This is a genomic window from Georgenia yuyongxinii, from assembly GCF_006352065.1.
Lineage (GTDB): Bacteria > Actinomycetota > Actinomycetes > Actinomycetales > Actinomycetaceae > Georgenia > Georgenia yuyongxinii.
This window is the reverse complement of record NZ_CP040915.1, coordinates 3,406,529-3,432,909: the sequence shown is the minus strand read 5'-3', so window position 1 is coordinate 3,432,909 and position 26,381 is coordinate 3,406,529. Positions and strand designations below refer to the sequence as shown.

23 protein-coding genes are annotated in these 26,381 nt (G+C 72.3%); 14 read left to right on the top strand and 9 right to left on the bottom strand.

Features of this window, described 5'->3' with window-relative positions:
- Nucleotides 1-102: 102 nt before the first annotated feature.
- Complete coding sequence (tsaD, locus tag FE374_RS15515) at nt 103-1,146, top strand: tRNA (adenosine(37)-N6)-threonylcarbamoyltransferase complex transferase subunit TsaD (protein ID WP_139930083.1); 1,044 nt, start codon at nt 103-105, stop codon at nt 1,144-1,146.
- A gap of 34 nt (nt 1,147-1,180) precedes the next feature.
- Here the strand turns inward: tsaD and FE374_RS15510 are convergent, their stop codons facing one another.
- The 3 genes from FE374_RS15510 to FE374_RS15500 all read right to left on the bottom strand — a co-directional run bounded on the left by FE374_RS15510 (nt 1,181) and on the right by FE374_RS15500 (nt 3,322).
- Nucleotides 1,181-1,735, bottom strand: a complete 555-nt coding sequence (locus FE374_RS15510) for an HAAS signaling domain-containing protein (protein WP_139930082.1) — start codon at nt 1,733-1,735, stop codon at nt 1,181-1,183.
- Nucleotides 1,732-2,088: a PadR family transcriptional regulator gene (locus FE374_RS15505; RefSeq protein ID WP_139930081.1), complete on the bottom strand. Its 357-nt coding sequence runs from the start codon at nt 2,086-2,088 to the stop codon at nt 1,732-1,734. Before FE374_RS15505 ends, FE374_RS15510 begins: the two co-directional genes overlap by 4 nt.
- A gap of 106 nt (nt 2,089-2,194) precedes the next feature.
- The gene (locus tag FE374_RS15500) at nt 2,195-3,322 is read right to left on the bottom strand and encodes a glutamate--cysteine ligase (protein WP_139930080.1); all 1,128 of its coding nucleotides are present in this window, start codon (nt 3,320-3,322) and stop codon (nt 2,195-2,197) included.
- Nucleotides 3,323-3,516: 194 nt separating this feature from the next.
- Between FE374_RS15500 and FE374_RS15495 the strand changes: the two genes are divergently transcribed.
- Entirely contained in the window at nt 3,517-4,572 is a 1,056-nt protein-coding gene (locus FE374_RS15495; protein ID WP_139930079.1) for a zinc-dependent alcohol dehydrogenase family protein, read from the top strand.
- 112 nt (nt 4,573-4,684) lie between these two features.
- Here FE374_RS15495 and FE374_RS15490 read toward each other — a convergent pair whose 3' ends face one another.
- On the bottom strand, nt 4,685-5,896 hold the full coding sequence (locus FE374_RS15490; protein WP_139930078.1) for a class I SAM-dependent methyltransferase: 1,212 nt from the start codon (nt 5,894-5,896) through the stop codon (nt 4,685-4,687).
- 321 nt (nt 5,897-6,217) lie between these two features.
- Between FE374_RS15490 and FE374_RS15485 the strand changes: the two genes are divergently transcribed.
- From FE374_RS15485 to groES, 6 genes are all read left to right on the top strand, one after another.
- Nucleotides 6,218-7,732 carry an ABC transporter substrate-binding protein gene (locus tag FE374_RS15485; protein WP_230978343.1) on the top strand — a complete coding sequence of 505 codons (1,515 nt, stop codon included), beginning with the start codon at nt 6,218-6,220 and terminating at the stop codon, nt 7,730-7,732.
- A 116-nt stretch (nt 7,733-7,848) separates the two neighbouring features.
- Entirely contained in the window at nt 7,849-8,814 is a 966-nt protein-coding gene (locus FE374_RS15480; RefSeq protein ID WP_139930076.1) for an ABC transporter permease, read from the top strand.
- The gene (locus FE374_RS15475; RefSeq protein ID WP_139930075.1) at nt 8,811-9,698 is read left to right on the top strand and encodes an ABC transporter permease; all 888 of its coding nucleotides are present in this window, start codon (nt 8,811-8,813) and stop codon (nt 9,696-9,698) included. The genes FE374_RS15480 and FE374_RS15475 overlap by 4 nt, the downstream gene beginning before the upstream one ends.
- Entirely contained in the window at nt 9,695-10,630 is a 936-nt protein-coding gene (locus FE374_RS15470; RefSeq protein ID WP_139930074.1) for an ATP-binding cassette domain-containing protein, read from the top strand. Before FE374_RS15475 ends, FE374_RS15470 begins: the two co-directional genes overlap by 4 nt.
- The gene (locus FE374_RS15465) at nt 10,627-11,397 is read left to right on the top strand and encodes an ABC transporter ATP-binding protein (RefSeq protein WP_139930073.1); all 771 of its coding nucleotides are present in this window, start codon (nt 10,627-10,629) and stop codon (nt 11,395-11,397) included. The genes FE374_RS15470 and FE374_RS15465 overlap by 4 nt, the downstream gene beginning before the upstream one ends.
- A gap of 197 nt (nt 11,398-11,594) precedes the next feature.
- A complete protein-coding gene (groES, locus tag FE374_RS15460) occupies nt 11,595-11,930 on the top strand; it encodes a co-chaperone GroES (RefSeq protein ID WP_139930072.1) in 336 nt (111 codons plus the stop codon).
- Nucleotides 11,931-12,034: 104 nt separating this feature from the next.
- Here groES and FE374_RS15455 read toward each other — a convergent pair whose 3' ends face one another.
- The gene (locus tag FE374_RS15455) at nt 12,035-12,325 is read right to left on the bottom strand and encodes a WhiB family transcriptional regulator (protein WP_139930071.1); all 291 of its coding nucleotides are present in this window, start codon (nt 12,323-12,325) and stop codon (nt 12,035-12,037) included.
- Nucleotides 12,326-12,648: 323 nt separating this feature from the next.
- On the opposite strand from FE374_RS15455, the gene FE374_RS15450 reads away from it, so the two are divergent.
- Nucleotides 12,649-13,584: a MerR family transcriptional regulator gene (locus tag FE374_RS15450; RefSeq protein WP_168205720.1), complete on the top strand. Its 936-nt coding sequence runs from the start codon at nt 12,649-12,651 to the stop codon at nt 13,582-13,584.
- 90 nt (nt 13,585-13,674) lie between these two features.
- Nucleotides 13,675-15,189, top strand: a complete 1,515-nt coding sequence (gene guaB, locus FE374_RS15445; RefSeq protein ID WP_230978342.1) for an IMP dehydrogenase — start codon at nt 13,675-13,677, stop codon at nt 15,187-15,189.
- On the opposite strand, the gene FE374_RS15440 is transcribed toward guaB, so the two are convergent.
- On the bottom strand, nt 15,171-15,977 hold the full coding sequence (locus FE374_RS15440) for an exonuclease domain-containing protein (protein WP_139930068.1): 807 nt from the start codon (nt 15,975-15,977) through the stop codon (nt 15,171-15,173). The two genes, guaB and FE374_RS15440, sit on opposite strands and share 19 nt — an antisense overlap.
- A gap of 108 nt (nt 15,978-16,085) precedes the next feature.
- On the opposite strand from FE374_RS15440, the gene FE374_RS15435 reads away from it, so the two are divergent.
- The 4 genes from FE374_RS15435 (at nt 16,086) to FE374_RS15420 (ending at nt 20,004) form a co-directional block, all read left to right on the top strand.
- On the top strand, nt 16,086-16,874 hold the full coding sequence (locus FE374_RS15435; RefSeq protein ID WP_139930067.1) for an NUDIX hydrolase: 789 nt from the start codon (nt 16,086-16,088) through the stop codon (nt 16,872-16,874).
- A 20-nt stretch (nt 16,875-16,894) separates the two neighbouring features.
- Nucleotides 16,895-18,019, top strand: coding sequence for a GuaB3 family IMP dehydrogenase-related protein (locus FE374_RS15430; protein ID WP_139930066.1), 1,125 nt, complete (start codon nt 16,895-16,897; stop codon nt 18,017-18,019).
- Between the two features lie 178 nt (nt 18,020-18,197).
- A complete protein-coding gene (locus FE374_RS15425; protein ID WP_139930065.1) occupies nt 18,198-18,464 on the top strand; it encodes an HPr family phosphocarrier protein in 267 nt (88 codons plus the stop codon).
- Nucleotides 18,465-18,582: 118 nt separating this feature from the next.
- The gene (locus FE374_RS15420) at nt 18,583-20,004 is read left to right on the top strand and encodes a class II fumarate hydratase (RefSeq protein ID WP_269142041.1); all 1,422 of its coding nucleotides are present in this window, start codon (nt 18,583-18,585) and stop codon (nt 20,002-20,004) included.
- Nucleotides 20,005-20,263: 259 nt separating this feature from the next.
- Here the strand turns inward: FE374_RS15420 and FE374_RS15415 are convergent, their stop codons facing one another.
- The 3 genes from FE374_RS15415 to FE374_RS15405 all read right to left on the bottom strand — a co-directional run bounded on the left by FE374_RS15415 (nt 20,264) and on the right by FE374_RS15405 (nt 26,262).
- Complete coding sequence (locus FE374_RS15415; protein WP_139930063.1) at nt 20,264-21,451, bottom strand: acetate/propionate family kinase; 1,188 nt, start codon at nt 21,449-21,451, stop codon at nt 20,264-20,266.
- Nucleotides 21,448-23,547 (bottom strand): phosphate acetyltransferase, encoded by a 2,100-nt coding sequence (pta, locus tag FE374_RS15410; RefSeq protein ID WP_139930062.1) that lies wholly within the window; start codon nt 23,545-23,547, stop codon nt 21,448-21,450. The genes FE374_RS15415 and pta overlap by 4 nt, the downstream gene beginning before the upstream one ends.
- A gap of 222 nt (nt 23,548-23,769) precedes the next feature.
- Entirely contained in the window at nt 23,770-26,262 is a 2,493-nt protein-coding gene (locus tag FE374_RS15405; RefSeq protein WP_139931640.1) for a phosphoketolase family protein, read from the bottom strand.
- Nucleotides 26,263-26,381 lie beyond the last annotated feature (119 nt).

Sequence of the window (26,381 nt, the reverse complement as noted above, 5' to 3'; positions counted from 1 at the left end):
CCACCGCCATGTGCGGGCGCCGAGCGCCGTCAGGCACCTGCGCTGATCGCCTTCGTGCGCTGCGCTGACGGGGCGCCCGCGGCACCCGCGTACCCTGGTGCGGTGAGCGAACCCCTCATCCTGGGCATCGAGACCTCCTGCGACGAGACCGGCGCCGCGCTGGTGCGTGGCCGTGAGCTGCTGGCCGACGTCACCGCCTCCTCGATGGACGAGCACGCCCGCTACGGCGGCATCGTTCCGGAGGTCGCCTCCCGCGCCCACCTCGAGACGTTCGTGCCCACCGTCGACGCCGCGCTCGAGGCGGCACGGGTGGACCTGGGCGACGTCGACGCCATCGCCGTCACGGCCGGGCCCGGGCTCGTCGGCTCCCTGACCGTCGGTGTCGCCGGCGCCAAGGCCCTCGCGCTGGCCACCGGCAAGCCGCTCTACGGCGTCAACCACGTCATCGGCCATGCCGCCGTCGACGAGCTCGTGCACGGAGCGTTCCCGGAGCGGTTCGTCGCGCTGGTCGTCTCGGGCGGGCACACCTCCCTCCTGCTTGTGGACAACATTGCCACCGGGGTCCGACAGCTGGGCCAGACCCTCGACGACGCCGCCGGCGAGGCCTTCGACAAGGTCGGCCGACTGCTGGGGCTGCCGTACCCCGGCGGCCCCCACGTCGACCGGCTGGCCCAGACCGGGGACCCCGGGGCCATCCGCTTCCCGCGCGGGCTGTCCACCGGCAAGGACAAGGTCCGTCACCCGTACGACTTCTCCTTCTCCGGCCTGAAGACGGCGGTCGCCCGCTACGTGGAGGGCTGTGAGGACCGGGGCGAGGCGGTGCCCGCCGCCGACGTCGCCGCCGGCTTCTCCGAGGCTGTCGCCGATGTGCTGACCGCCAAGGCGCTCGCCGCCTGCCAGACCCACGGCTGCGACACCCTCGTGGTCGGCGGCGGGTTCTCCGCCAACTCGCGCCTGCGTGCCCTGGCCGCCGAGCGGGCCGAGCAGCACGGAATCACGGTGCGCATCCCGCCCATCCGTTACTGCACCGACAACGGGGCGATGATCGCCGCGCTCGGCTCGGCCCTCGTGCGGGAGGGGGCGGCGCCGTCGTCCCTGGATCTGCCCACCGACTCCGGGATGCCGCTGGAGACGGTGCGCGTCTGAGCCGGTTCCGCCGTCGAAGGGACGACGGCGTGCCCTAGGCCCCGTCGCGCCGCCCCGGTCGGAGCGCCGGCACCACCCGCCACGCCCGACCGACGAAGAGGAACAGAGTCAGCGCGATCACCAGGGACCACGGGAACCCGGCGAGGCTCTCCACGGAGACACCCGCCCCGGTGTTCCGCACCGTGAGCTCCGCCCAGAGCAGGCGAGCGCGCACGCCGTCGGGCCCCGCCCCGGCCGCCACCTGCAGCAGTGCCGCAACGAAGACACTCACCACGAGCAGCCAGGCGGCGAGCCATCCCAGCGCCCAGGCGGCACCCACCTGCCAGCGCGGCCTGTCGCGCGGGAGCAGATCGAGGTACTCGCGGGCGAATGAGCGCGCGTCACCCAGCGAGGCGATCGCCTCGCTCATCGACGACTCCACGGCGGCGGCGTCGAGGTCCGCCCGCAGCTGGCGCACCAGGGCCCGGCGCCGCCGCCCGGGGTAGGTGTCCAGCCAGACTTGGAGGTCGAGCAGGTAGGCCTCGCGCCGCAATCGCTCGCGCAGGCTCGGGCGGTGCCGGGGCGTCGCGGACGGTGCTGGGGTGCTCATGGCTCCTCCTGGTGTGCGGCGGCAAACACGGCGTCGACGACGTCGCCCAGTGCCCGCCAGGCGCGGCGTTGGGTGGCGAGGTGGCTCAGGCCGGCGGGCACGGGGGTGTAGTACTTGCGGGCTGGGCCGGCGGACGAGGGCACGAGGTAGGAGCCCACCAGCTCGTCGCGCTCGAGGCGGGCCAGGACGGGGTAGACCGAACCGGCAGCGATGTCGACCAGGCCGGCATGCTGCAGTCGGGTGACCAGCTCGTACCCGTAGGAGTCGCGGTCTTTCAGCAACGCGAGCACGAGCATCGGCAGCACGCCCTTGAGCAGCTGCGGGTCCCGTGCGGGGCTGACGGCCAGAGCCATGGCATCAACCTATGCCCAGTACTGGGTAATGACTAGTAGTGGGCGTCGCCGAGAACTCGACATGTCGCGGAGAAGTTGACATCTCGCGGGAAGGGGCGGGGGCGGGTCAGAGCGGGTGGCCCGCCCGCATCTCGGCGACCATCGAGGCGACGACGGCGTCGAGCGTGCCGCGCTCGGCGACCTTGAGCTGGCGCTGGTAGGAGGCGCCGCCGTCGAGGATGCGCTGGACGTCCGCCAGCTCGGCCGCGCAGCCCAGCCGCTCGGCCACGGGGGCGAGCTCGACGAGCATCTTGGCGACCGTGTCGGTGACGAGCTCCTCCTCGCCGGCGTCGTCGAGGATGAGGATCGCGTCCATGCCGTAGCGCGCCGAGCGCCACTTGTTCTCCGCGACGAACCACGGCGGCACCCGCGGCAGCTCCTCACCGGCGTCGAGCATGGCGGAGTAGTGCTCCACCAGGCAGTGGGTGAGCGCCGAGACGGCGAGCACCTCCTGGAGGTTCGTGGCGGCGTCGCACACCCGCACCTCGATCGTGCCCAGGCCGGGGGAGGGGCGCACGTCCCAGCGCAGCTCGCTGAAGTCGTCGATGACGCCGGTGCGGGTCATGTCCTCGACGTAGCGCTCCAGATGCTCCCAGCGGCGGAACATGTACGGCACCCCGGCGGTGGGCAGCTGCTGGAACATCATTGCCCGGTTGGACGCGTAGCCGGTGTCCTCCCCGCCCCAGAACGGCGACGACGCCGCCAGGGACTGCAGATGCGCGAACCGGGTCATCAGCGCCCCGATGAGCGGCAGCACCTTGTCCCGGTCCTCGATGCCCACGTGCACGTGCACGCCGTAGAGCAGCATCTGCCGGCCCCACCACCGGGTGCGGTCGATGAGGGTGGCGTAGCGCTCCTTGTCGGTGACCCGCTGGTAGGCGGGGCGCGCGAAGGGGTGAGTCCCGGCGCTGGCCAGCTCGATCCGCAGGGAGTCGGTGATGGGGCGCAGGTCGGCGATGGCGCGCTCGAGGTCGCGTCCCGCCCCGCCGACCGTGCGGTTGACGCCGGAGACCACCTCGACGGTGTTGAGGAGGAGCTCGGGATGGACGTTCGGGTGGGGGCCGTCGGGACCGGTGAGCCGTTCGAGGACGGTGCCGGCGGCCTGCCGGAGGTCACCGGAGTCGGCGTCGACGAGCTGCAGCTCCCACTCGATGCCGACGGTCGAGCGCTCCGAAGGCGCGAAGGGGACGATCACTCCCTCAGTCTGCCGTGCCGGCGGGCCGGGTCGCCCACGCGGCGGCGCGGTGGGCGCGGGCTCAGGTGCTGCTAACCGTGACGCAGGACCAACGTCCTTGCCGCCGGCGCCGCCCGCACCGCACCATGGAAACCAGGTCCGCGGTGTGGCGGGCACCGGCCGTCAGGCCGGCAGCGACAAGGAGGTCGTGAGCAATGAAGGCACTCGTGTACCACGGACCGGGTCAGAAGGCGTGGGAGGACGTGCCCGACCCGACGATCCAGGCCCCCACCGACGTCATCGTCCGGATGGACACCACCACCATCTGCGGCACCGACCTGCACATCCTCAAGGGCGACGTCCCCGCCGTGACCGACGGCCGGATCCTCGGGCACGAGGGCGTCGGCACGATCACCGAGGTGGGCGACGCCGTCTCCACGCTGGCCGTCGGCGACCGCGTGATCATCTCCTGCATCAGCGCCTGCGGCGCGTGCTCGTACTGCCACCAGGGGCTCTACGCCCACTGCCTGGCGGACGAGGGTGCGAGCGGCATCGGCTGGATCTTCGGCCACCTCATCGACGGCACCCAGGCGGAGTACGTCCGGGTCCCGTTCGCCGACAACTCCGTGTACAAGGTGCCCGACGGCGTCAGCGACGAGGCCGCGGTCATGCTCTCCGACATCCTGCCGACGGGCTTCGAGATCGGCGTGCGCTACGGCCGCGTCAAGCCCGGCGACGTGGTCGCGGTCGTCGGCGCCGGACCGGTCGGGCTGGCCGCGATCATGACGGCGGGCCTGTACGGCGCGGCGCGGATCATCGCCATCGACCTGGACGACAACCGCCTGGAGCTGGCGAGGACCTTCGGGGCCTCCGACGGCGTCAACAGCGGCAAGCCGGACTTCGTCGACACGGTCAAGGCGATGACCGACGGGCTGGGCGTCGACGTGGCCATCGAGGCGGTCGGCATCCCCGCCACCTTCGAGACCTGCCTCAAGCTCGTGCGACCCGGCGGCACGGTCGCCAACGTCGGCGTCCACGGCAAGGCGGTGGAGCTGCCGCTCCAAGACCTGTGGATCCAGGACATCGCGATAACGATGGGACTGGTGAGCACCTCGACCACCTCGATGCTGCTCAAGCTGGTCGCCCAGCACAAGCTCGAGGCCGAGAAGTTCGCGACCCACCACTTCACCTTCGACCAGGTCCTCGACGCCTACGACACCTTCGGCCGGGCGGCCGAGACCAAGGCGCTGAAGGTCGTGATCTCCCGCTGACGCGCCCGCGCCGCTCAGGCGCGACGACGGACCACCGGCGGTCCGTGCCCGACCCCCTCCGGGCACGGACCGCCGGTTCGTCTGCGCGCCGGCAGCCCGCCGCGCTCCGCCGTCACGCAGGCTCGACGACGAGCACGCTCTGCCGGCCGGCGATCCGCGTGAGCACGATCGTCGCGGCGCGCGTGCCCCGCAGCCCGAGCTGACGGCGCAGCTGCTCGGGCTCGACGGCGGTGCCCCGCTTCTTGATGGTGACGACGCCGACGTCGCGGGCACGCAGGTATGCCCGCAGGGGCTTGAGCCCGAACGGGAAGTGGTCGAGCACCCGGTAGGCCGTGGCGAACGGCGTCGCCACCAGGGTGTCGCCGGTCAGGTAGGCGATGTCCTCGCTGAGCAGCCCGGCGCCCAGCAGCTCCGCCGCCCGGGCCACCAGGCCCGCGCGGATGACCGCGCCGTCCGGCTCGTACAGGAATGCGCCCACCGGCCGCACCTCGCCGGCCCGGGCCGGTGCGTCCGGCCGCCCGGCCGCGCCCGCGCCGTCGGCCTCGGTCAGCACGTGCGCGGCGCCGCCGGCGAGGACCAGCGCCGAGCGGCCCGGACCCTCGGCCGCGAGGGGGCCGAACCAGAGCCCGGCCTCGACCACGTCGCCGTCCACGCTGACCCACTGGGCGCGGGCGTCCGGCGGCAGGGCGCTGTAAGGCACGCCCGGCGCCACCTTCACACCGAGCGCCGGGACCCGGGCCCGGAGCGCCAGGACGACGTCGAGCGGCGGGGAGTAGGCGGTGGGGTCGAAGATGCGTCGCCCGCCCGCCCGCCGTGCCGGGTCCGCGAAGACGGCGTCGACGCCCTCGGCGGCGAGGTCGAGCGCGAGCGCGTCGCCGTGGCGCACCGACGCGGTGGGGAACTCGCGCAGGTTGGCCTCGGCCAGGTCGGCCGTCACCGGGTCCGCCTCGACTGCGAGGACGGCGACGCCGAGCCCGGACAGCGCGATCGCGTCCCCGCCCAGCCCGCAGCCCAGGTCGGCCACGAGCCGGCTGCCCGCGCCGGCGTAGCGGCGGGCGTGGTGGGCGGCGACCACCTGCCGGGTCGCCTGCTCCAGCCCCGCGACGGTGAAGAACATCCGCCCGGCACGCTCGCCGAACTTCGCTCGGGCCCGCTCGCGCAGGCGGGACTGCGTCAGCGCCGCCGCGACCAGCCCCGCGTCCACGCCACGCTCACGCAACCGGGTGGACACGCGCAGCGACTCCTCCGCCACGTAGGGCGGGAGCTCGGCGAGCAGCGCCCGCCCCTGCGGGCTGAGCAGCTGGGTGAGGGAGGCGGCGTCCACCGCTCGATCCTGCCACCGGCCGGCATGGTCCGAGCGCGGCCGACGTCGTCGCGCGCCGTGCCGCCGGGCGGGTGCTGTCTCACGTGACGGACGCAATCCGCCCCGGGGAAGCACCGCCGCACGCCCGGCGTTACGTTGCCGGTGGCAGGTGCGAGGCGGCGCTGTCGGCGCTGTGAGTCGCCGACCGGCGCCGGGCTCTGACGCTGACGCGCCACATGCCCGGGACGCGCCACATGCCCGGACCGCGCCGCAGGCGCACCACAATGCGCCACAGGCGCAGCACAATGCGCCACAGGCGCAGCACAAGGAGACATGAGCTTGATGATAAGAAGTCGTATCGCCCTCGCGGGTGCCGCCGTCGCCGCCCTCTCGCTGATGGCCGCCTGCGGCTCCGGCGGCGGAGGCGACGACGAGGCGACGCCGGAGGAGGCCGCGGACGCGACCATCCACATCGGCTCGCTCTACGAGCCCCAGAACCTCAGCAACGTCGACGGCGGCGGGCAAGGCGTCACCGAGGCGCTGAACGGCAACGTGTACGAGGGGTTGTTCCGTCTCGCCGACGACGGGTCGGTCGAGAACCTGCTCGCCGAGGACTACTCGGTCAGCGACGACGGCCTCACCTACACCGTCACGCTGCGCGACGGCGTGACGTTCCAGTCGGGCGCCGAGCTCACCTCCGAAGACGTCAAGGCCAGCGTCGAGCGCGTCACCGCCGAGACCTCGCAGTCGGCCCGCAAGTCCTCGTTCGAGCCGATCGTGGGGATCGAGACCCCGGACGACCAGACGGTGGTGTTCACGCTCTCCACGCCGTCGATCTCCTTCCCGTACAACCTGTCCTACATCTGGGTGGTCGACTCCGAGGCGACCGACCTCAAGACCACCGCGGACGGCACCGGGCCGTACACCGTGGGCGAGTGGACGCGCGGCAGCTCGCTGACGCTGACCCGCGCGGACGACTACTGGGGTGAGCCGGCCGCGAACGGTGAGGTGGTGTTCCAGTACTTCACCGACGCCAGCGCCCTGAGCAACGCGCTGCTGACGAACGAGGTGGATCTGGTCACGTCCATCCAGAGCCCGGACGCACTGGCTCAGTTCGAGTCCAACCCGGACTTCACGATCTCGGAGGGGACGTCGACCACCAAGGAGCTGCTCGCGTTCAACGACCGTGTCGCGCCGTTCGACAAGGTCGAGGTCCGCAAGGCCGTCTACTCGGCCATCGACCGCGAGAAGCTGCTCAGCTCGATCTGGGGCGACTACGGCACCCTCATCGGCTCCATGGTGCCCCCGACCGACCCCTGGTACATCGAGGACCTCACCCAGGAGAACCCGTACGACCCCGCGCTGGCCAAGTCCCTCCTGACCGAGGCCGGGCTCCCCGACGGGTTCACCTTCACGCTGGACACCCCCACCTACGACCCGCACCCGGTGGTCGCCGAGTTCGTGCAGAGCGAGCTCGCCAAGGTCGGGATCACGGTCGAGATCAACCCGATCAGCGCGGACGAGTGGTACACGAAGGTGTTCCAGGAGCGCGACTTCGAGGCGACCCTGCAGGAGCACGTCAACGACCGTGACGTGGTCTGGTACGGCAACCCCGACTTCTACTGGGGCTACGACAACCCGGACGTGACCACGTGGGTCGCCGAGGCCGAGGCCGCCGCGACCCCGGAGGAGCAGACGGCGAAGCTCAAGCAGGTCAACGAGCAGATCGCCAAGGACGCCGCGAGCGCGTGGCTGTACCTCTACCCGCAGATCGTCGTCGCGTCGTCCGACGTGAGCGGCTACCCGGTCAACGGGCTGAACTCGCAGTTCTTCGCCTACGACATCGTCAAGGGCTGATCCCGGGACACAATGGGGCGGGGCGGACGGCGGTCCGTCCCGCCCCGTCCCACGCCCGCCGCCGGAAGCAATCGGCCCCGCCAAGCCCCCGACCTTCAGCAACAGGAGCACCCGCCATGGCTCGGTACCTCGCGCGACGGGCGGCGTTCCTGCTGCTCTCGCTCGTCGTCGCCATGCTCGTGATCTTCGCGCTGCTGCGGCTGCTGCCGGGCGACCCCGCCAACGCACTCATCTCCGTCAACGCCACCCAGGAGCAGATCGAGGCTGCCCGCGAGCAGGTCAGCGCCGGGGACCCGATGCTCGCCCAGCTCCAGACGTGGGCGGGCCAGCTCCTCGCCGGGGACCTGGGCACCTCGTTCATCAGCGGCCAGGCCGTGCTGCCCGACGTCGTGTCCCGGCTCTCGGTGACCGTGCCGCTGACCCTCATCGCCTTCGTGCTGGCGGTGGTGGCGGCCTGCCTGATCGGTTTCGTCGCCGCCTACCGGGCCGACCGCTGGTACGGGATCGTGCTCTCCGGCTTCGCCCAGCTCGGCATCGCGGTGCCCGCGTTCTGGGTGGGCATGATCCTGATCTGGATCTTCGCGCTGTACCTGGGCTGGTTCCCCTCCGGCGGCTACCCGCGCGGCGGCTGGGAGGACCCGGCCGAGACGCTGCGCTACCTGGCGCTGCCCATCCTCACGATCGTCATCGTCATGACGGCGTCCCTGTCGCGCTACGTGCGCTCGGCCACCCTCGAGGTGCTGGGCAGCGACTACCTGCGCACCGCACGGGCGCTGGGCAGCAGCCTGCCCGGCGCGTTCCGGCGGCACGGGGTGCGCAACGCGGCCGTCCCGGTCATCTCGATCCTCGGCGTGGAGCTGGCGTCCACGCTGCTCGGCGCCGTCGTCATCGAGAGCGTCTTCGCCCTCCCCGGCCTGGGCAGCATGCTCACCCGCGCCATCGCCCAGCACGACTACCCCAGCATCCAGGGCGTCCTCCTCGTCACCACGCTGCTGGTGCTCGTGATCGGCTTCGTCGCCGACATCGCCCAGCGGCTCGTCGACCCGCGGCTGCGGAGCACCACGACCGGGAGGGCCGCATGAGCGAGTCCGACGGCGGGACCACGCTGGACGAGCTGGGTCCCGAGGCGCCCCCCGCACCTCGCCCGCGCCGTCGGCACCGGTCGGTGACCCTCGTGCTCGGCACGGTGCTGCTGGGCCTGGTGGCCGCCGTCGCCGTCCTCTCCGTGTTCTGGCTGCCCTACGACCTGGCGGACACGTCCGGGGGGCGGCTCGAGCAGCCCAGCAGCGCGCACTGGCTGGGCACCGACACCCTCGGCCGGGACCTGCTGAGCCAGACGATGGTCGGCACCCGCATCGCCCTGACCGTGGGCGTGGGCGCGACGGCAGTGGCGGTGCTGGTCGGGGTGACCCTGGGGATCGTCGCGGCCTTCGCGCCGCCGTGGCTGGACGACGCCGTCTCCTCCGCCCTCGACATCCTCATCGCCTTCCCCACGCTGCTGCTCGCGATGCTCCTCGTGGCGGCCCAGGGGTCGAGCACCTGGAGCGTGATTATCGCCATCGGCATCGGTGCCTCGGCGATCGCCGCCCGGTTCGCGCGGATCCTCACCAAACGGGTGCTCGCCAAGCAGTATGTGCTGGCCGCGAGGACGTCCGGCACGGGGACGCTCGGCATCGTCGGGCGCCACGTGCTGCCCAACATCTGGCCCAGCCTGGTGGTCAACGTCGCCGTGCTCTTCGGCGTGGCCGTCCTCGCCGAGGCCAGCCTGTCCTACCTGGGCCTGGGCGTGCCGCCCCCGAACGCCTCGCTCGGCCGGCTCCTGCAGCAGGCGCAGGGGACGGTGCTCACCGCGCCGTGGGGGGCCATCGCACCGGGCGTGGTCGTCGTCGCGATCGTGCTCGGGGCCAACTTCCTGGCGGACGGGCTGCGCGACCGGTTCGACCCCACCCGGCGGAGGGCCCGATGACCGCGGCACCCGTGCTGAGCGTGGCCGGGCTCACCGTCCTCGCGGGGGAGGCCCGAGGCGCCGCCGGGGCCCGGGGCGCCACTGGCGCCCGCGGTGCCGCTGGCGCCCGCCGGGCCGGCGAGCCTGCCCGGCGCCTGGTCGACGACCTCTCGTTCACCGTCGCGGCGGGGGAGCGGCTGGCCATCATCGGCGAGTCTGGCTCGGGCAAGTCGCTGACGGCGCTCGCGGTCGCGGGTCTGCTGGCGCCCGGCCTGCAGGCCAGCGGCTCGGTGTCGGTGGCGGGCCGCGAGGTGGTCGGAGCTCCGGAGGCGGTGCTCAATCGTGTGCGCGGCGCCGGGGTGAGCCTGGTGTTCCAGGAGCCGCGCACCGCGCTGGACCCGCTCATGCGGATCGGCCGGCAGATCGCCGAGCCGCTGCGGCGCCACCGTGGGCTGCGCGGGACGGAGCTGCGCGACGGCGTGCGCGGGCTGATGCGGGAGGTGGCGCTGCCCGAGCGGGCGGAGCAGGCGTTCCCGCACGAGGTCTCCGGCGGGCAGCGCCAGCGCGTGGCCATCGCCATGGCCCTGGCCTGCGACCCCAAGGTGCTCATCGCCGACGAGCCCACCACCGCGCTGGACGTCACGGTGCAGGCGGGGATCCTCGAGCTGCTGCAGCGCGAGGTGCGCGAGCGCGACATGGCGCTGGTCTTCATCACCCACGACATGGGCGTCGTCGCCGAGGTCGCCGAGCGGGTGGTGGTGCTGCGCTCGGGGCGGAAGGTCGAGGAGGGCAGTGTGGCCGGCACGATCGCGGCGCCGCAGCACCCGTACACCCAGCGTCTGGTCGAGGGGGCCAGGCTGCTGGATGCCGCGCTCGCGGGCACGTGGAGCCCGAGCGCCGTCACCGGCCCCGTGGGCGGACCACTGGGCGGCGACGGGAGCCCGGAGCGATGAGCGCGGTCCTGGCCCTGGACGCGGTGGACTTCCGTTACCGCGGCGCCTCCGAGAACGCGCTGAGCGAGGTGACCCTCGCCGTCGACGACGGCGTAAGCCTGGGCATCGTGGGCGAGTCCGGCTCGGGAAAGTCCACGGCACTGTCCCTCCTGCTCGGCCTGGCACGGCCCACCGCGGGACGTGTGCTGTTCGAGGGGGAGCGCCTCGACTCGGCGGACCGCCGGCGGATGCGCAGCTTCCGGCGCCAGGTGCAGGTGGTCTTTCAGGATCCGTACTCCTCCCTCGATCCACGCCAGCGGGTGGACCGGATCGTCGCGGAGCCCCTGGTCTCGCTGCGTGTGAAGCGTGCGGGGGAGGCGCGTGACGCGGTCGCGCGCGCCCTTGCGGCGGTGGACCTCGAGCCCGACGTCGCCTCCCGGTTCCCGCACGAGTTCTCCGGCGGCCAGCGCCAGCGCATCGCCATCGCCCGTGCGCTCGTGACCGGGCCCCGTGTCCTGCTCGCCGACGAGCCGGTGAGCGCGCTCGACGTCAGCACCCGGCTGGGCGTCATCGCCCTCCTCGACCGGCTCAAGCGCGAGCACGGCCTGACGATCGTGATGGTCTCGCACGACATGAGCGTCATCGCCGCGGTGTGCGAGCGGACGGCGGTGCTCAAGGACGGCCGGCTGACCGAGACCGGGGCCACCCGGCAGGTGCTCGACCAGCCGGCGCACCCGTACACGGCCCAGCTTGTCGCCGCTGTCCCGCGGATCTCCGGCGCGGTCTGACAGCGCCGCTGTGGTGCGTGCGCGGCGGCGGTGGGCGCGCTGCCCCGGCCACGCATTGGCACTCACCTTGACCGAGTGCTAATTCCGGTCCTAGATTGAGGGCCAGGCGCGGCCCTTCGGGGTCGCGGCGGCGTACCGGATGCTCGGCGCCCGACCCCCGCGACGGCGGGTGCGGAGCGGAGGGTGCGCGAAACCCTATGTACTGTCCCATCACACACGCGAAGGGGAGGTCCGCAGTGTCGGTCTCCATCAAGCCGCTCGAGGACCGTATCGTCGTTCAGACCCTCGAGGCCGAGCAGACCACGGCTTCCGGTCTGGTCATCCCGGACACCGCCAAGGAGAAGCCCCAGGAGGGCACCGTCCTGGCGGTCGGCCCGGGTCGCATCGACGACAACGGCAACCGGGTTCCGCTCGACGTCGCCGTCGGCGACGTCGTCATCTACAGCAAGTACGGCGGCACGGAGGTGAAGTACGCGGGTGAGGAGTACCTGATCCTCTCCGCGCGCGACATCCTCGCCGTCGTCGAGAAGTGACCGCCGCCTAGCCGGCACCACGCAGCCCCGGACCTCCTCGTGAGGTCCGGGGCTGCGTGGCGTCCACCGTGGCCGCGCAGCTCCGTCGTCCGCAGGCAGCGCCGTCAGGACGCGCGACGTGCCGGGCGGGCGAGGATCGCCTGACGGTCGTCCTCGCTCAGGCCGCCCCAGACGCCGTACGGCTCACGCACCCGCAACGCGTGCGAGCGGCACTGCTCGATCACCGGGCACGTGGCGCAGATCGCCTTCGCCGCCTCGTCCCTGCGACGGCGTGTGCCACCCCGCTCACCTTCGGGGTGGAAGAAGAGGTTGGGGTCCGCCTCGCGGCACTTCCCCTGGTACTGCCATTCCCACAGATCCATCACCGGGCCCGGAAGCCTCGAGAGCTCTGCCATCTTCATCGTCCTTCCGTAGGTCTGCCTGCGGTGGGAACTCCCCCCGGGGGAGTTCCCCCTGTCAGAGAAACTAGCAACCGATGCACAACTTGTTCAAGACCCTCGCGAAAGTTGGTCATTCGGTCACTTTCCGTCCGTCGTCGGAGCGGCGCGGTGGCGAGATGGGCGAAATCGCGTCAAGATCGATCCATGGCAACGAAGGGAGTGCGGTGACGGGCATGGCTGCGTCCGCGCGTGGATCCGGCCGTCCTCCCGGGCCATCGGGCCGCGACGGGTCCCGGAGGCGGCCCTCGCCGGACGGCGAGGGCGGTGCTCCGCTGACCGTGGCCGCCGTCGCGGCCAGGCTCGGGGTCGCCGCCTCGACCCTGCGCACGTGGGACCGGCGCTACGGGCTGGGACCGTCCTCGCACGAGGCCGGCAGCCATCGGCGCTACACCCCCGCCGACGTCGCCCGGCTCGAGCGGATGCGTCATCTCACCCTGCAGGGGGTCGCCCCCTCCGACGCCGCCCGCGCCGCCCTCAGCTCGGACCCCGCGGTCCCCCTCGAGGCCCACCCGTGGCCCAGGCGGCTGCAGGAGTCCGCGGCCGAGGAGCCCGCACACCACGAGCGGTTGCTCGTCGACCCGCTCTCCCTCGCCGCCGCCGCGCTCGAGCCGGACGCGCCGCGCGTGCACCGGATGCTCGACCAGGAGGTCCGCGACGCCGGCATCGTCAAGGCCTGGACCAGCCTCGCCAAGCCAGCGCTGGCGATGCTGTCCCAGCGGGAGCGTTCCGACCGCCCCGGCGTGGACCCCGAGGGCGTCATCGCCACCGCCGTCCTCACCGCAGTCCGCGAGGTCGCGACGGCAGCTGAACGGGCCCGCGAGAGCGGCGTGCACCTGCTGCGCCCCGGCGACGGCCCCACCGCCTCGGCCAGCCGCACCGCGCTGCTCTGCGCGGCGCAGGACCGCCGGCTGCGCGCCCACGTCATCGGCGGCGGTCTTGCCGAGCGCGGGGTCCGCGCGCGCGTCCTGCGCGCCGAGAGCCTGGGCGGGCCGGAGCAGGGGCTGCGGACGATCGCCGAGCGTGCGGCGCGCGTGCTCGCCGTCGTCGGGAACCCGCCCGGCACCGACGAGCTGGTCCGCGCGGTCTCGGCCCGCGGAGACGTCGAGGTGTTCCTGCTCGGCGGCGACGCCCCGGACCTGTGGCTGCCCCGGGTGCACCGGGTGCGCAGCGCGCTGGCCGCCGTGGAGGAGATCGCCGGCCTCATGGAGGAGTGAGGCCCCGCCTCGTGGACGAGTGAGGGCGGGCGGGCGTGGAACGCGTCACCCCTTATGCTCCGGGGCCTCCGGCGCACGTACTATCACCGTGTGACCGAGACGCACATCAATGACCCGTTTGCCCTGGTCGGCCTGACCTATGACGACGTGCTGCTCCTGCCTGGCGCCACCGACGTCATCCCCTCCGAGGTGAGCACCGCCTCGCGGCTGACGAAGGAGATCAGCCTGCGGGTGCCGCTGGTCTCGGCCGCGATGGACACCGTCACCGAGGCGCGGATGGCGATCGCCATGGCCCGCCAGGGCGGCATCGGCATCCTGCACCGCAACCTCTCCATCGCGGAGCAGGCGCAGCAGGTCACCGTGGTCAAGCGCTCGGAGTCCGGCATGGTCACCGACCCCGTGACCGTGGGCCCGGAGGCCTCGCTCGCCGAGCTCGACGCCCTGTGCGGGCGCTACCGCGTCTCCGGCCTGCCGGTCGTGGACGCCGACGGCGTGCTGCTCGGCATCATCACCAACCGCGACCTGCGGTTCATCCCGCCCGCGGAGTTCGACACCCGCACCGTGCGCGACTCGATGACCCCGATGCCGCTGATCACCGCCCCGGTGGGGATCAGCTCGCCGGACGCCGCCGCCCTGCTCGCCCAGCACAAGATCGAGAAGCTGCCGCTGGTGGACGACGCGGGCAAGCTGCGCGGCCTCATCACCGTCAAGGACTTCGTCAAGTCCGAGCAGTACCCCGACGCCACCAAGGACGCCGAGGGGCGCCTCATGGTGGGCGCCGCCATCGGTTACTGGGGCGACGCCTGGGAGCGGGCCGCCGCGCTCGCCGAGGCCGGCGCCGACGTCCTCGTGGCCGACACCGCCAACGGCGAGGCGAAGCTCCTGCTCGACATGATCGCGAAGATGAAGAAGGACAAGGCCTTCGCGCACGTGCAGATCATCGGCGGCAACGTCGCCACCCGCGAAGGGGCGCAGGCCCTCGTGGACGCCGGTGTGGACGCCGTCAAGGTCGGCGTGGGCCCGGGCTCGATCTGCACCACCCGCGTGGTCGCCGGCGTAGGCGTCCCGCAGGTCACCGCCGTCCACCTCGCCGCCCAGGCCTGCAAGCCGGCCGGTGTCCCGGTCATCGCCGACGGCGGACTGCAGTACTCCGGCGACATCGCCAAGGCGCTGGTCGCCGGGGCGGACACCGTCATGCTGGGTTCCCTGCTCGCCGGCTGCGAGGAGTCCCCCGGCGAGCTGGTCTTCGTCAACGGCAAGCAGTACAAGCACTACCGCGGCATGGGCTCGCTGGGCGCCATGGCCTCCCGCGGCCGGGTCTCGTACTCCAAGGACCGGTACTTCCAGGCCGACGTCGACACCGACGACAAGATCGTCCCCGAGGGCATCGAGGGCCAGGTGCCCTACCGCGGCCCGCTGTCCAACGTCGCCTACCAGCTCGTGGGCGGCCTGCACCAGTCGATGTTCTACGTCGGTGCGCGGACCATCCCCGAGCTGCAGCAGCGCGGCAAGTTCGTGCGCATCACCTCGGCGGGCCTGAAGGAGTCCCACCCGCACGACATCCAGATGACGATCGAGGCGCCGAACTACTCCTCGCGCCGCTGACGGCGGCGCCGCACCAGACGGTGCGGCACGCCGGCCACCCAGTGGGCGGCCCAGACCAGACGGCGGACCAGCAGCGCCCCGCGCGACGGCTCCTCGGGCAGGGGCCAGCCGCGGTCGGCGCCCGGCCACGACAGGCCCCGCCGGGCGCGCCACCGGTTGTACGACCGTGCCCACTCCTCGTGCGCGGCCACCTGCGTGGCGTGCAGCTGGTTGGGCGTGGCCGCGACGAGCTGCGGGTGGCGGCCGGCCATCTGGGCGAGCAGGTCCAAGGTCGCGACGACGTCGACCTCGGCGGTGTGCAGCTCGCCGGTCGGTACGAGATACACCTCGCACAGGTCGACGAGCTTGCGCGGGCCGCGGCGCGAGCCGTCGACGTGCCGGTCGAGAACCAGCGGGTCGAGGACCAGCAGGCCGCCGGACAGGCGCTCGGCCAGGCCGGGCAGCGCGTGCCGGGCGAGCTCGTGCTCGAGGAGCGCGAGGTCGTACGCGGCGTTGTAGGCGACCAGCGGCACCCCGGCCGCCTGCGCCGCCGCAATCTCCGCGGCGATCTCCTCCAGCGCGGTGGACGGCGCCGCCCCGTGGGTGCGGGCGTGCTCGGTGGTGATGCCGTTGATCGCCGTCGCGCCGGCGGGGATGTCCACCCCCGGGTCGAGGAGCCACGTGCGCGTCGTCGAGCCCGCGCCGTCGCGCCGCACGAGCGCCGCGCTGACAACCCTGTCGGTGGCGACGTCGACGCCGGTGGTCTCGGTGTCGAACCCGAGGAGCGGTCCTTGCAGCCAGCTGGTCATCGGCACCTCCTTTCTCGCCGAGTCTGCCAGCCGCCACCGACATCGCCGTCGGCGGAGGGTGGCACGTGGGACTCGGCGGCCCGACCGCCGTCCGCCTACTCTGGCCGCGTGGATGTCCTTGACCCCTCCGCCGCCGGACCTGCGGCGGGCGCCGCAGACGATCCGTCGCCGTCGGCCGCCGGGGCAGCCCCGGCGGGTGGTGCCAGCGTGACCGCGCGCGCCCGGGACGCGCTGGTCGAGCTCGGGGTGCGGGCCGCGGCCGGGACGTTCCGGCCGCTGCTCGGCGTGCACACCTACGACCCCGCGGTGGCCCCCGGGTACCGGCGCTCCGCCGTCATGATCCTGCTCGCGCCGCCCGACGGGCAGGGCCCGGGCGGCGCGGACCTGTTCCTGGTGCAGCGCTCGCCGCACCTGCGGGACCATCCCGGGCAGATCGCGCTGCCGGGCGGCCGGGTGGACGACGACGACGCCGACGAGGCCGGCGCGGCGCTGCGGGAGACCCACGAGGAGATCGGCCTGCCCCCGGAGTACGTGGAGGTCCTCGGGCAGCTGCCACCCGTGATGGTCCCGGTCAGCGGTTTCGTCGTCACCCCGGTGCTGGGCTGGACGACGCGCGCCGACCTCTGCGCCGAGGTGGACCCCGGCGAGGTCTTGCACACCATCCGGGTCCCAGTCGACGCCCTCCTCGACCCGGCCGAACGTGCCACCGTGCGGATCCGCGACCACCGCAGCGCGGGCTTCCGCACCTCGGGCGGGTGGGTGTGGGGCTTCACCGGCAACCTGCTCGACCACGTCTTCACCGAGCTCGGCTGGACCCGGGAGTGGGACCGCGACCGCGAGGTGCTCATGGACTACGACCCGGTCCGGCGGCTGGCCACCCCCCGCCCGCCCGCCTGAGCGGGCGGTAGCCTCGTCCGGTGACCAACGAGATCGAGATCGGCCGTGGCAAGCGCGCGCGTCGCGCCTACAGCTTCGACGACGTCGCCGTCGTCCCCTCCCGTCGCACGCGGGACCCCGAGGACGTCTCGGTGAGCTGGCAGATCGACGCGTTCCACGTGGACGCGCCGGTCCTCGCCGCCCCGATGGACTCGGTGATGAGCCCGGCCACCGCGATCGAGCTGGGCAACCTCGGCGGCATCGGGGTGCTCGACCTCGAGGGCCTGTGGACCCGCTACGAGGACCCCACGCCGCTGTTCGACGAGATCGTCGACCTGCCGGCCGACCGGGCCACCACGCGGATGCAGGAGATCTACTCCGGTCCGATCGTGCCAGAGCTGATCCGGGACCGGCTCAAGGAGATCCGCGGCGCCGGCGTGACCGTGGCGGGCAGCCTGTCCCCGCAGCGCACCCAGGAGCACTGGCGCACCGTCGTCGAGGCGGGCGTGGACCTGTTCGTCATCCGTGGCACCACCGTCTCGGCCGAGCACGTCTCCTCCCGGGCCGAGCCGCTGAACCTCAAGCGCTTCATCTACGAGCTCGACGTGCCGGTCATCGTCGGCGGCGCGGCCACGTACACCGCCGCGCTGCACCTCATGCGCACCGGGGCCGCCGGTGTGCTGGTCGGCTTCGGCGGCGGCGCCGCGCACACCACCCGCCGCTCGCTGGGCATCCACGCCCCCATGGCCAGCGCCGTCGCGGACGTGGCCGCCGCCCGCCGGGACTACATGGACGAGTCCGGCGGCCGGTACGTGCACGTCATCGCCGACGGCGGCGTGGGCCGCTCGGGCGACCTGGTCAAGGCCGTGGCCTGCGGGGCTGACGCCGTCATGCTCGGCGCCGCGTTGGCGCGGGCCAGCGAGGCGCCGGGCCGCGGGTGGCACTGGGGCTCCGAGGCCCACCACTCCGAGCTGCCTCGCGGGGAGCGGGTGCGCGTGGGCACCGTCGGGACGCTCGCGGAGATCCTGCACGGCCCGTCCCGCACCGCCGACGGCACCCTGAACCTCATCGGCGCGCTGCGCCGGACGATGGCTACCACCGGGTACTCCGACGTCAAGGAGTTCCAGCGGGTGGAGGTCGTGGTCTCGCCGTACAACCCGGACTGAGCCGCGGCGGGACTTCGGACGGCAGCGGACCCCTGAGGAACGCCGAGGCCCCCGGGCGGCGGCCGGCCCACGCCCTGACACGGTGACCGGCTTGCCTTCGCCTGTCGATATCCTGGCGGTGGCCGTCGGTATATTGACCGGCGCCTGCCTCGCCGTCGTCGTCGAAGGAAGGACCACCATGTCCCAGCGCAGTGCCGTCGTCGCCTCGAAGGTCGGGCTGCACGCCCGGCCCGCCGCCGTCTTCGTCAAGGCCGTCACGGCCGCCGGGATCCCCGTGACGATCGCCAAGGGCGACGGCGAGCCGGTGGACGCCACCAGCATCCTCGGCGTCATGACACTGGGCGCCGGGCACGGCGACGAGGTCACCCTCACCGCCGAGGGCGAGGGCGCCGACACGGTGCTCGACGAGCTGGCGGAGCTGCTGAGCACCGACCTGGACGCCTGACCGGACCGACCTGGACGCCTGACCGGACGGGCGTGAGCCCTGTCACCGGCAGATGCGAGGATGGCCTCGCACAGGACCGAAGCGGCGCCCGCGGCGCCCTGACGAACATGGAGCAGCAGTGACGCAGCAGCAGACCGGCGAGGCCGCGCAGGAGTACCGGGTCGAGCACGACACCATGGGTGAGGTGCGGGTGCCTAAGGAGGCCCTGTACTCCGCGCAGACCCAGCGCGCGGTGGAGAACTTCCCCATCTCGGGCAGGGGCCTGTCCGCGCACCACATCGCCGCGCTCGGCGAGGTCAAGCGCGCCGCTGCGCTGGCGAACGCCGAGCTGGGCGTGCTGCCCGAGGACGTCGCCCAGGCGATCGTCGGCGCGGCCGACGAGGTCATCGCCGGCCAGCACGACACCGAGTTCCCGATCGACGTCTTCCAGACCGGCTCGGGCACCTCGTCGAACATGAACACCAACGAGGTCGTGGCCAACCTCGCGAGCACTCGGCTCGGCCGGCCGGTGCACCCGAACGACCACGTCAACGCCTCACAGTCGTCGAACGACGTCTTCCCCTCCTCCATCCACATCGCCGCCATGCAGGCGGTGACGGCGGAGCTGCTGCCCGGCCTGGAGGTCCTCGCCACCTCGCTGGAGCGCAAGGCAGAGGAGTTCAAGGACGTCGTGAAGTCCGGGCGTACCCACCTCATGGATGCCACCCCGATCACCCTGGGGCAGGAGTTCTCCGGCTACGCCACCCAGATCCGCTACGGGATCGACCGGGTGAACACGACCTTGCCGCGGCTCGCCGAGCTGCCCCTGGGCGGCACCGCCGTCGGCACCGGCATCAACACCCCGCCCGGGTTCTCCCAGCGGGTCATCGAGCTCATCGCCCAGAACACCGGCCTGCCGCTGGTCGAGGCCACGAATCACTTCGAGGCCCAGGCCGCGCAGGACTCCCTGGTGGAGACCTCCGGCGCGCTGCGCACTATCGCCGTCTCTCTCACCAAGATCGCCAACGACCTGCGGTGGATGGGGTCCGGCCCGCGCACCGGCCTGGGCGAGCTGACCCTGCCGGACCTGCAGCCGGGCTCGTCGATCATGCCGGGCAAGGTCAACCCGGTCGTCCCGGAGGCCACCGTCATGGTTGCCGCGCAGGTGATCGGCAACGACGCGGCGATCGCGTTCGCCGGCGCGCAGGGCAACTTCGACCTGCTCGTCATGCTGCCCGTCATGGCCCGGAACCTGCTCGAGTCCATCACCCTGGTCGGCAACGTCTCCCGCGTACTGGCGACCAAGACGGTGGACGGGCTGGTCGCGAACGTGGACCGGTGCCTCGAGCTCGCCGAGTCCTCGCCGTCGATCGTGACCCCGCTGAACCGGGTCATCGGCTACGAGGCGGCCGCGAAGATCGCCAAGCACTCGGTGAAGCAGGGGATCACGGTGCGGGCCGCGGTGGAGGACCTCGGCTACGTCGAGCGTGGGGAGGTCACGCCCGAGCAGCTCGACGCCGCCCTGGACGTGCGCAGCATGACGGCGCCCAAGCAGGCCTGACCGAAGAGGCGCGAGATGTCATCTTCTCCGCCAGATGTCACCGGGCGCTGTCCCGAGGTCCGTGGTGGGCCCGAAGGCTGACCCTGTTCGACCGCCTCACTCGACGACGGCGCCCCCTCGCTTGCGGGAGAGGGCGCCGTGTCGCTCGGGCCAGGCAGCGCGCCCGTTCGCGGCACGCGCGGGTGGTCCACCACCCGCGCGAGCCGCGAAGAGGCGCCCTCGGCGAGAGCGGCCGCCCTCGCCGAGCGTGGCTACTTGCTCAGACCAGCGTCATAGCCTGCCGGGCGATCGCGAGCTCCTCGTTGGTCGGGATGATCAGCACCGTGACGGCCGAGTCCTCGGTGGAGATCACCCGAGCCTCCTTCGAGCGCACGGCGTTCTTCTCCTGGTCCAGCCGGATCCCGAGGAACTCCAGGCCGGCCAGGGCGCCGGCGCGCACGATGTCGTCGTTCTCGCCCACGCCGGCGGTGAAGGAGATCGCGTCGAGCCCGCCCATGACCGCGGCGTAGGAGCCGATGTACTTGCGCAGCCGGTGGGCGTAGACGGCCAGCCCGAGCTTGGCGTCGCCGTCGCCGCCCTCCACCAACCGGTGCACCTCGCGCAGGTCGCTCTCCCCGGCGAGGCCGAGCAGCCCCGACCGCTTGTTGAAGAGGTTGTCGATCTCGTCGATGCTCATGCCGGCGTTGCGGGCCAGGTGGAACACCACCGCGGCGTCGATGTCGCCGGTGCGGGTGCCCATGACCAGGCCCTCCAGCGGCGTCAGCCCCATGGAGGTGTCGACGGCCTTGCCGGCGACCACGGCCGAGGCCGAGGCCCCGTTGCCGATGTGCAGGACGATCTGCTTGAGGTCGTCCCGGCCGAGGATCTCGGCGGCCTGGGCGGAGACGTACTGGTGGGAGGTGCCGTGCGCGCCGTAGCGGCGCACCGAGTACTGCTCGGCGACCTCCTTGTTCAGCGCGTAGGTGGCGGCGTCCTCGGGCAGGTCCCGGAAGAACGCGGTGTCGAAGACGGCCACGTGCGGCACGTCGGGCAGCAGCTCGCGGCCCACCCGGATCCCGGTGAGGTTCGCCGGGTTGTGCAGCGGGGCGAGGGGGGAGAGGCGTTCGACGATGTCGACGAGCTCGTCGTCGATGAGCACCGGCCCGTCGTAGGCCTGCCCGCCCATGACGACGCGGTGCCCCACCGCGACGATGTTCGCCTCGTCCAGCTTCGGGCCGACCTCGTCGAAGAGGGCCAGGACGCGGCGCAGGCCCTCGTTGTGGTCCGGGACCGGGTCGTGCTTCTCGGTCTTGGTCCCGCCGGCCTTGTGCTCGAGGTGCCCCTCGGACTGGCCGATGCGCTCCACCAGGCCGGAGGCGAGCGCGGTGCCCTCGTCCGGGTCGACCAGCTGGTACTTGATGGACGACGAACCGGAGTTGATGACGAGGACGGTGCGGCGGGGGCTCATGCGTGGATCTCCTTGGGGGTGGCGGCGGCGCGGGCGGCCTTGTCGGCCTGGGCCTGGACCGCGGTGATGGCGACGGTGTTGACGATGTCCTGCACGAGCGCGCCGCGCGAGAGGTCGTTGACCGGCTTGTTCAGACCCTGCAGCACCGGGCCCACGGCGATCGCGCCGGCCGAGCGCTGGACGGCCTTGTAGGTGTTGTTGCCGGTGTTCAGGTCGGGGAAGACGAACACCGTGGCCTTGCCCGCGACGGCGGAGTCGGGCAGCTTCGTCTGCGCGACGGAGGCGTCGACGGCGGCGTCGTACTGGATGGGGCCCTCGACGTCGAGGTCGGGGCGGTGCTCGCGGACGAAGTCGGTGGCTGCGCGGACCTTGTCGACGTCCGCGCCCGTGCCGGACTGCCCGGTGGAGTAGGACAGCATCGCCACCCGGGGGGCCACGCCGAACTGGGCGGCGGTGGCCGCGGAGGAGATCGCGATGTCGGCGAGCTGCTCGGCGGTGGGGTCGGGGTTGACGGCGCAGTCGCCGTAGACGAGCACCCGGTCGGCGAGGCACATGAGGAACACCGAGGAGACGATCGAGGTGCCCGGCTTGGTCTTGATGATCTCGAAGGACGGCTTGATGGTGTGCGCCGTGGTGTGCGCGGCGCCGGAGACCATGCCGTCGGCCTCGCCGGTGTGCACCATCATCGTGCCGAAATAGGACACGTCCCGGACGATCTCCCGGGCCCTCTCGATCGTCATGCCCTTGTGGGCGCGCAGCCGGGCGTACTCTTCGGCGAACCGCTCGAGGAGCTCCGAGGTCGCCGGGTCGATGATCTGCGCGGCGTCCAGGTCCAGGCCGAGCTCGGCGGCCCGGGCGCGGATCTTCGCCTCGTTGCCCAGGATGGTCAGGTCGGCGACCTGGCGGGAGAGCAGGGTGGAGGCGGCCCGCAGGATGCGGTCGTCCTTGCCCTCGGGCAGCACCACCCGCTGCCGGTCGGCGCGGGCCCGCTCGAGCAGGGTGGACTCGAACATCAGCGGGGTGACGACGGCGCTGCGGGGGACGTCGAGGGTGTGCATCAGCTCCTCGGCGTCGATGTGCTGCTCGAACAGGCCGAGCGCGACGTCCTTCTTGCGCTGGGTGCCGCGGGAGAAGACCCCGCGGGTGGTGGCCACGATGCGGGCGGACTCGTAGGTGTCGTGCGAGGTGGAGATGATCGGCAGCCGCTGCCCCAGGCCCTCGACCATCTTGATGACCTGGGGGCTGGGCCGGTAGCCGCCGTTGAGCACGATGCCGGACAGGGACGGGAACCCCTCGGAGGCGTGCGCCATCACCAGGGTCATGAGTACCTCGGGCCGGTCGCCGGCGGCGATGGCGAGCATGCCGTCCTTGAGCCGCTCGAGGATGTGCTCGGTGTTCATGCCGGAGACGAGCAGCTGCTCGGCCTCGCGGTCCAGCAGGGCCTCGTCGCCCAGGAGCAGCTCGCCGTCCAGGGCACGCATGAGGTCGCGCACCACCGGGGCGGAGAGCAGCGGCACCTCGGGCAGCACCCACACGGGCAGGTTCAGCGCGCCGAGGGCGGCGCGGACCTCGCCGAGCTGCTCGGGCGCGCACCGGTTGGCGAGCACGCCGACGGTGGTGGCGTGGTCGTGGGTGATCTCGGAGGTGGCCAGCTCAGCGAGCTGGGCGACCTCTTCGGGGGTCCGGTCCAGGGCGCTGACGACGAGCAGCACGGGGGCGCCGAGGTTGGCGGCCACCCGGGCGTTGAACGCGAGCTCGGCGGGCCCGGCGACGTCGGTGTAGTCCGAGCCGACGACGATGACCACCTCGTTGCTGCGCTCGACCGTGCGGTAGCGCTCGACGATGGTGCTGAGCGCGGCGTCCGGGTCGGTGTGGACGTCTTCGTAGGTCACGCCCACGCTGTCCTCGTAGGTGCCTTGGACGCCGTGGCCCAGCAGCAGCTCGACGACGGTGTCCCGCTCCTCACGGCTGCGGGTGACGGGCCGGAAGACGCCGACCTTCTCCACGCGGCGGACGAACAGGTCCACCAGTCCCAGCGCGACGGCCGACTTCCCGGTATGCCCCTCTGGTGAGGCGATGTAGATGCTCCGCGCCACGGCGCTGCTTCCCTCCTGTGTGGTTGACGTCCGTTCCGGACGTGTGTCCGCGCCTCAGGCGCAGACAGGCGGTTGACCGCCCTCGTGTCTGAGGGCGGTAGGCCGCCCTGCTTCCTATCGGCTGCCCGGGCGGGGCGGGAGGGACCGAAGACCCACCCACCCCGCCCGGGCCGCCGTCACCGGCGTGCGCTCGCGGACCGCCGCGCGCGCACCGCGCCGGGACTACTCGTTGTCGCCGCCGGTCGTGACCGCGGCGTTGGGGCCGCCCTGCTCCGTCCCGGTCTCCCCGACGTCGGGCCACACCCAGTCGGCGACGGCGGGGATGTCCTCGCCGTGCTCGCGGGTGTACTGGCGGGCCTCCAGACGCAGGTCCACCATCTTCTGGCGCAGCGGGCCGTACTTGGCGGCCAGCCCGGGCACCCGGTCGATGACGTCCATGACCAGGTGGTACCGGTCCAGGTCGTTGAGCATGACCATGTCGAAGGGCGTGGTGGTGGTGCCCTCCTCCTTGAACCCGCGCACGTGCAGGTTGCCGTGCCCGCGGCGGCGGTAGGTCAAGCGGTGGATCAGCCACGGGTAGCCGTGGTAGGCGAAGACGATCGGCTTGTCCGCGGTGAAGATCGTGTCGAACGTGCGGTCGCTCAGCCCGTGCGGGTGCTCCTTCTCGTCCTGCAGGCGCATGAGGTCGACCACGTTGACCACACGGACCTTCAGCTCGGGGATGTGCCGGCGCAGCAGGTCCGCCGCCGCCAGCGTCTCGAGCGTGGGCACGTCGCCGGCACAGCCGAGGACGACGTCGGGCGCCTCGCCCTCGACCTCCGAGCCGGCCCACTCCCAGATGCCCAGACCGCGGGCGCAGTGCTTGGTCGCCTCGTCGATGCTGAGGAAGTTCGGGGCGGGCTGCTTGCCGGCGACCACCACGTTGACGTACTGCTTCGAGCGCAGCACGTGGTCGTAGGTGGACAGCAGGGTGTTCGTGTCCGGGGGCAGGTACACCCGGATGATGTCGGCCTTCTTGTTGACCACGTGGTCGATGAATCCGGGGTCCTGGTGCGAGAACCCGTTGTGGTCCTGGCGCCACACGTGCGAGGAGAGCAGGTAGTTCAGCGACGCGATCGGGCGGCGCCACGGGATGTCGTCGGTGACCTTCAGCCACTTGGCGTGCTGGTTGAACATCGAGTCGATGATGTGGATGAACGCCTCGTAGGAGCTCATCAGGCCGTGCCGGCCGGTGAGCAGGTACCCCTCGAGCCAGCCCTGGCACTGGTGCTCGCTGAGCACCTCCATGACCCGGCCCGCCCGGGCGAGGTGGTCGTCGTCGTCCGTGGGCAGGTACTGGGCGTTCCACTGCTTGTCGGTGACCGAGTACACGTCCTGGAGCCGGTTCGATGCCGTCTCGTCGGGGCCAAAGATCCGGAAGTTGTCGGGGTTGAGCCGCACCACCTCGGTGAGGAACTTGCCGAGCATCCGGGTGGCCTCGGTCATCGGCGCGCCGGGCGTCTTGACGTCGACGGCGAAGTCACGCCAGTCCGGGATGCGCAGGTCCTTGAGCACCAGGCCGCCGTTGGTGTGCGGGTTGGCGCTCATGCGCAGGTGCCCGGTGGGGGCGAGGTTGGCGATCTCCGGCCGCAGCCGGCCGTCGTCGTCGAAGAGCTCCTCGGCGCGGTAGCTCTTCAGCCACGTCGCCAGGTCCTCGAGGTGCTCGTCGGTGTCGCGGGCGTTCGCGAGCGGCACCTGGTGCGAGCGCCAGGAGTCCTCGGTGCGCTTGCCGTCGATCTCCTTCGGGCCGGTCCAGCCCTTGGGGGACTTGAAGACGATCATCGGCCACAGCGGGCGGTCCAGCTCCGGGTCGGCGGCCGCCCGGGCCTTGATGTCGGCGATCTCGTCCAGCACCTCGTCGAGCATCTCGGCGAAGCGGCGGTGGTAGGCGGCGGGGTCCTCGCCGTCGAAGCCGCCGGTGAAGAAGTGCGGCTTGTGGCCGTACCCGCGCATGAGGGCGGCCAGCTCCTCCTCCGGGATGCGGGCGAGGACGGTGGGGTTGGCGATCTTGTACCCGTTGAGGTGCAGCACCGGCAGGACGACGCCGTCCTTGGCGGGGTTGACGAACTTGTTGGAATGCCAGGAGGTGGCCAGCGGGCCGGTCTCGGCCTCGCCGTCGCCCACCACCGCGAACACCAGCAGGTCCGGGTTGTCGAAGGCGGCGCCGTACGCGTGCGAGAGGGCGTAGCCCAGCTCACCGCCCTCGTGGATGGAGCCGGGGGTCTCCGGCGCCACGTGCGAGGGGATGCCGCCGGGGAACGAGAACTGCCGGAACAGCCGGCGCAGGCCCTCCTCGTCGCGGGTGATGTCCGGGTAGGTCTCGGTGTAGGTGCCCTCGAGGTACGTGTTCGCGACGAGGCCCGGGCCGCCGTGGCCCGGGCCGGTGATGTACATCGCGGAGAGGTCGCGCTCGCTGATCGCGCGGTTCATGTGGGCGTAGAGGAAGTTCAGGCCAGGCGTGGTGCCCCAGTGCCCGAGGAGGCGCGGCTTGACGTGGTCACGGCTGAGCGGTTGGCGCATCAGCGGGTTGTCGAGCAGGTAGATCTGGCCCACCGAGAGGTAGTTGGCGGCGCGCCACCAGGCGTGCACCTTCTCGAGCGTGTCGTCGTCCAGCGCGGCGGTGGTGCTGTCCGAGCGGTGCCGCCACGCGGTTGCGGCGTCGGTGGTCGTGGTCATCCGGATCTCCTCGTTAGGTTGCTCCTGCCCCGCCTCCACCCGCGCCGGCAGCTCGCTGCTGAGGTCGCCGACGGCCCGGCAGGGCCTGTTCCCGACCACGTCAGTGTCCTCCATATGTC